The sequence below is a fragment of the Phytobacter sp. V69 genome, from assembly GCF_965644215.1.
GTDB lineage: Bacteria > Pseudomonadota > Gammaproteobacteria > Enterobacterales > Enterobacteriaceae > Phytobacter.
The window spans coordinates 1-5,003 of sequence record NZ_CBFFRL010000270.1 but is presented as its reverse complement, the minus strand read 5'-3'; the positions used below and the strand labels follow the sequence as shown (position 1 = coordinate 5,003).

The window sequence follows — 5,003 nt, the reverse complement described above, 5'->3', positions numbered from 1 at the left end:
CGGCCTCATTTCTCGCTGCCGTCCAGATCAGATGCATCGCTCTCTGGGCTAAAATCTTGTGACGACACTATCTAATATGCTGTTCTTCTGCTTCGATAATTTCCATTGTCCGGCTCCTGCTCAGGTATGTTGACAGGCTAGCCGCAACGCATCAGCACAGACACGGGTCCGGGCTTATCACCCGCATAAGGAAAACTTTGGATGGCACACCTCAGTCTCGATCAATTGACGACCTACAGGCTGGTCATCGGCCGGGGCAGCTTCACCGCAGCGGCCGAAGCGCTGGGGATCTCACAGCCCGCGGTCAGTTTGCAAATGCGCCAACTGGAGACCGCACTGCAAACCCGCCTGATTGAGCGCACCGGTCGCGGCGTGCGCCCGACACCGGCCGGACTGACGTTACTCGAACACTGCGAAGAAATTGAAAAAGCCGTGAGCGCCGCCGTGCAATCTGTCGCCATGCATAAGCTGGATATCAGCGGCACGGTCACACTTGGCACGGGTGCCACCGTCTGCATTCATTTGCTGCCAGAGGTGCTACAACAGCTGCGCAAAGATTATCCTCAGTTATCTGTTGGCGTTAAAACCGGCAACACCCAGGACATCGTCAGGGGCGTTGAGGAGAACAGTATCGACATTGGCCTTGTGACCCTGCCCGCCACCAGTAGAAGCCTGGACGTGACGCCGGTGATGGTCGATGAATTCGTCACCATCACCGCTAAACCGACAGAGGGTGATGATGGCGTAGAGGCAGAACACCTGCCGCTGATCGTCTTCGCGTCCGGTAGCAGCACACGTCAGCTTATTGACGGCTGGTTTCAGCGCACCGGGAAAAGCGCCTCCCCGGTGATGGAGCTCGGCAGCATTGAGGCGATAAAGCGGATGGTGCGTGCCGGACTCGGTTACAGCATTGTGCCGCGCATGGCGGTGACGCAGGCGGAAGATTGTGAAGGTCTGGATATTCAGCCGCTGGAGCCCGCGCTGCACCGTACGCTGGGGTTGATTATGCGTCAGGACAAAGTGGTGAATCGCGCAATGCGCGAGGTGATCCACAGCATCCAGGCCATGCAATCCGCCAAGAGCAGCGACTGTCCGTAATTCGCCCGCTCAAATCTTGTGGCAATGCCTGACGTTCCGGAATGGAATATTTGGTATGCTCAGAATTCATGATGTGATCGGTAGCACATTTTAGGCTTTAATTGTATGATGAATGCGTTTCATCAAGGGTATTCACCATGAGTAAATCACTGAACATTGTCTGGCAGTACCTTCGCGCATTTGTCCTTATATATGCTTGTTTATACGCAGGAATTTATGTTTCCTCACTGCTACCCATCACCATTCCTGGCAGCATTATCGGCATGTTAATCATGTTCGTCCTGCTGGCGCTGCAAATCCTGCCCGCCAAATGGGTAAACCCCGGCTGTTACGTGTTGATCCGCTATATGGCGCTGCTGTTTGTGCCGATTGGCGTGGGCGTGATGCAGTATTACGACATTTTGCGTGCGCAGTTTGGCCCGATAGTCGTCTCATGCGCCGTCAGTACGGTGATTGTTTTTCTCGTGGTGAGCTGGAGTACCCATCTGGCACATGGCGAACGTAAAGTGGTTGGTAAGAAAGGAAGTGAAGAATGATGGCGTATATCTGGTGGTCGCTGCCGTTAACGCTGGCGGTCTTTTTTGCCGCACGTAAGTTGTCCGCACGTTTCAAGATGGCGCTGCTTAATCCGCTGCTGATCGCGATGGTGGTGATTATCCCATTCCTGCTGGTCACCGGCATTCCCTATGACCACTACTTCCAGGGCAGCAAAATCCTCAATGATTTGTTGCAGCCCGCCGTGGTCGCCCTTGCGTTTCCGCTGTATGAGCAGTTGCATCAGATTCGCGCACGCTGGAAATCCATCATTACCATCTGCTTTTTCGGCAGCATCGTGGCGATGGTGAGCGGGGCCGGTATTGCGCTGATGATGGGGGCTTCGCCGGAAATTGCCGCCTCTATTCTGCCAAAATCAGTGACCACGCCGATTGCTATGGCGGTTGGCGGCAGCATTGGCGGTATCCCGGCGATCAGTGCTGTCTGCGTGATTTTTGTCGGCGTGCTGGGCGCAGTGTTCGGTCACACGGTACTTGATGCGATGCACATTCGGACAAAATCCGCGCGTGGCCTGGCCATGGGCACCGCGTCGCACGCTCTGGGCACCGCGCGCTGTGCCGAACTGGATTATCAGGAAGGGGCATTCAGCTCACTGGCACTGGTCATTTGTGGGATCATCACCTCACTGATTGCGCCATTCCTGTTTCCGCTAATCCTTGCGATTGCGGGCTAAAATTTGCGATTTGTCGCGCATTTTTCATTTGAATTTCATAAGTTGCATACACAATGAGATGCTGATCACATATAAAGGCTAACACGGCCCTTACACTACGATCCCGTTACATTGCTATGAGGCAACGCCATGCATTCACGTTTTCACACTGCGTTTCCAGCCCTCGCGGAGAATTTACAGGCCGCACTGGCACCGCTCCTGGCGGACGCGGATTTTCCCGCGATGTTAAGCGCAGAACAAGTTTCAGGTTTGCTTAACGCGACGGGGATGTACGAAGACGCGTTGGCTTTCGCTCTGTTGCCACTGGCAGCAGCCTGCGCCCGTACAGAACTTTCGCACTTTAATGTCGGCGCAATTGCCCGCGGCATCAGCGGCACCTGGTATTTCGGTGGCAATATGGAATTCCTCGGTGCAACCATGCAGCAAACCGTTCACGCGGAACAAAGCGCCATTAGCCACGCCTGGCAACGCGGCGAAAAAGCGCTGGCCTCCATCACTGTGAACTACACCCCTTGCGGTCATTGCCGTCAGTTTATGAATGAGCTCAATAGCGGCCTGACGCTGCGCATCAACCTGCCGGGACGTACGCCGCACACGCTGGGTGATTATCTGCCGGATGCGTTTGGTCCTAAGGATCTGGAGATCAAAACCCTACTGCTTGATGCACAAGACCACGGTTTTGCATTAAGCGGAGACGCCTTGTCGCGGGCAACCATCACCGCCGCCAATAAAAGCCACACGCCGTATACCCACTCCCCATCCGGCGTGTCCATTGAGTGTCGCGACGGGCGTATTTTCAGCGGCAGCTATGCGGAGAACGCCGCATTCAACCCGACGCTTCCCCCGTTGCAGGGCGCACTGAACCTGATGAGCCTTGCCGGATACGACTATCCGGATATGCAACGCGCGGTGCTTGCCGAAAAAGCCGATGCCCCCCTCACCCAGTGGGACGCAACGGTCGCCACGCTGCGTGCGCTGGGTTGCCAGAACGTTGAGCGCGTACTGCTCGCCTGAACCGATCCACTGCGGGCATGATGCCCGCGGTGGTGAAAAACCCCGCAATTGAACGCCCGTTTCTTGCGCTTGCCGGACGGGTAAAGTAGCCTTGAGTGAAATTTAATCCTGTATCGAGTTTGTCTGCATGATAAAGCGTTTTGTCTACAGCCTGTTGGTCCTTATCGGCTTACTGCTGTTGTCTGCGCTCGGCCTGGACCGCTGGATGAGCTGGAAAACCGCGCCCTACATCTACGATGACCTGCAGGATCTTCCCTGGCGTCAGGTGGGTGTGGTACTCGGTACCGCAAAATATTACCGCACGGGCGTTATCAATCAGTATTACCGTTACCGTATTCAGGGCGCGCTGAACGCCTATAACAGCGGCAAGGTAAACTATCTGTTATTAAGCGGCGATAACGCGCTGCAGAGCTATAACGAACCGGTCACCATGCGCAAAGATCTGATTGCCGCTGGCGTCGACCCTTCGGATATTGTGCTGGACTACGCCGGTTTCCGTACGCTTGATTCGATCGTTCGCACCCGGAAGGTCTTTGATACCAACGATTTTATTATTATCACCCAGCGCTTCCACTGCGAACGGGCGCTGTTTATTGCCCTGCATATGGGTATTCAGGCTCAATGCTACGCGGTACCGTCGCCAAAAAATATGTGGAGCGTACGCGTTCGCGAATTTGGTGCGCGCTTGGGCACCATCGCCGATTTATATATGTTTAAGCGCGAACCCCGTTTTTTAGGGCCGCTGGAACCTATTCCCTCATTGCAAGAAGTGCCCGACGATGCTCAAGGCTACCCGGCGGTTACCGTCGAGCAGTTGCTTGATTTAGAGAAGAAAAATAACTAGCGATGCTTCATTCGGTGCATCAGAACACGGATACACCGCGAGTGAGAATTCTGGCAGGTCGGAGTAGTGAATAATTGCGTTGCATAAATTCCTGATGATCAATATATTCCCGCTGTTGCTTATTCAGCGTCCATAGACCCGTCAGGGCATTAAACGGCAACGTTATTTCTCCGCCCGGTGTTGAAACAATATACTCACCGGTTCGCAGATAGCCTGCGAAACATTCAATATGCAACTGCGATCTATTCTTCATCGTGAATTCAATCCTGCTGAATCCTGTCGGCACAACAGTATAAAAATAGACGGGCAAACTGGTTATTTTTAAATCACCTAGATCGGCAATAACGTCATTATCCCGCAGTAATTGTACGGACTTTAAGTAGAAGTGAATCGGGGTCTGTTTTTCATGTGGCGGGTGGTCAACTTTGAAATACACAACATTCATAGGCGCTCCTGCTCAGCATTACAACGGATTGCATATCTATAGTATATAGCGCAAGAAGCAGGCCTTACGCCAGGATTCAGAATTGACTTAAATAACAACGTAGCGGTGCTTAACTCTTCAGTAGTAATATAACATTATATACTCGTCATACTTCAAATTGCATGTACGTTGGCTTTCCTCGCTCACCCCACACTTACTGGAGTAAGCTCCCGGGCATTCACTGCGTTGCCGCCTTCCTGCAACTCGAATTATTTAGAGAGTACAGGATACATAAAATATAATGCGCAGCAGACTGCCAGGCTGTGTCCCTTAATTGCATAACCTCTTGTAAAACAATCGGATGCAACCCAGCTTGACCATTGAAAGATAATTCC

6 protein-coding genes are annotated in these 5,003 nt (G+C 53.0%); 5 read left to right on the top strand and 1 reads right to left on the bottom strand.

The features are described 5' to 3' along the window. Nucleotides 1–201 precede the first annotated feature (201 nt). The 5 genes from ACSZPU_RS23270 to sanA all read left to right on the top strand — a co-directional run bounded on the left by ACSZPU_RS23270 (nt 202) and on the right by sanA (nt 4,184). Nucleotides 202–1,098 carry a LysR family transcriptional regulator gene (locus ACSZPU_RS23270; protein WP_499003720.1) on the top strand — a complete coding sequence of 299 codons (897 nt, stop codon included), beginning with the start codon at nt 202–204 and terminating at the stop codon, nt 1,096–1,098. 137 nt (nt 1,099–1,235) lie between these two features. Further along, entirely contained in the window at nt 1,236–1,634 is a 399-nt protein-coding gene (locus ACSZPU_RS23265; protein WP_499003717.1) for a CidA/LrgA family protein, read from the top strand. Beyond that, on the top strand, nt 1,631–2,326 hold the full coding sequence (locus tag ACSZPU_RS23260) for a CidB/LrgB family autolysis modulator (protein ID WP_499003713.1): 696 nt from the start codon (nt 1,631–1,633) through the stop codon (nt 2,324–2,326). The genes ACSZPU_RS23265 and ACSZPU_RS23260 overlap by 4 nt, the downstream gene beginning before the upstream one ends. Nucleotides 2,327–2,455: 129 nt before the next feature. Next, complete coding sequence (gene cdd / locus ACSZPU_RS23255; RefSeq protein WP_499003706.1) at nt 2,456–3,340, top strand: cytidine deaminase; 885 nt, start codon at nt 2,456–2,458, stop codon at nt 3,338–3,340. Between the two features lie 127 nt (nt 3,341–3,467). Then, nucleotides 3,468–4,184, top strand: coding sequence for an outer membrane permeability protein SanA (gene sanA, locus ACSZPU_RS23250; protein ID WP_499003700.1), 717 nt, complete (start codon nt 3,468–3,470; stop codon nt 4,182–4,184). A gap of 19 nt (nt 4,185–4,203) precedes the next feature. Here the strand turns inward: sanA and ACSZPU_RS23245 are convergent, their stop codons facing one another. Next, nucleotides 4,204–4,629 (bottom strand): hypothetical protein, encoded by a 426-nt coding sequence (locus ACSZPU_RS23245; protein ID WP_499003694.1) that lies wholly within the window; start codon nt 4,627–4,629, stop codon nt 4,204–4,206. Nucleotides 4,630–5,003 lie beyond the last annotated feature (374 nt).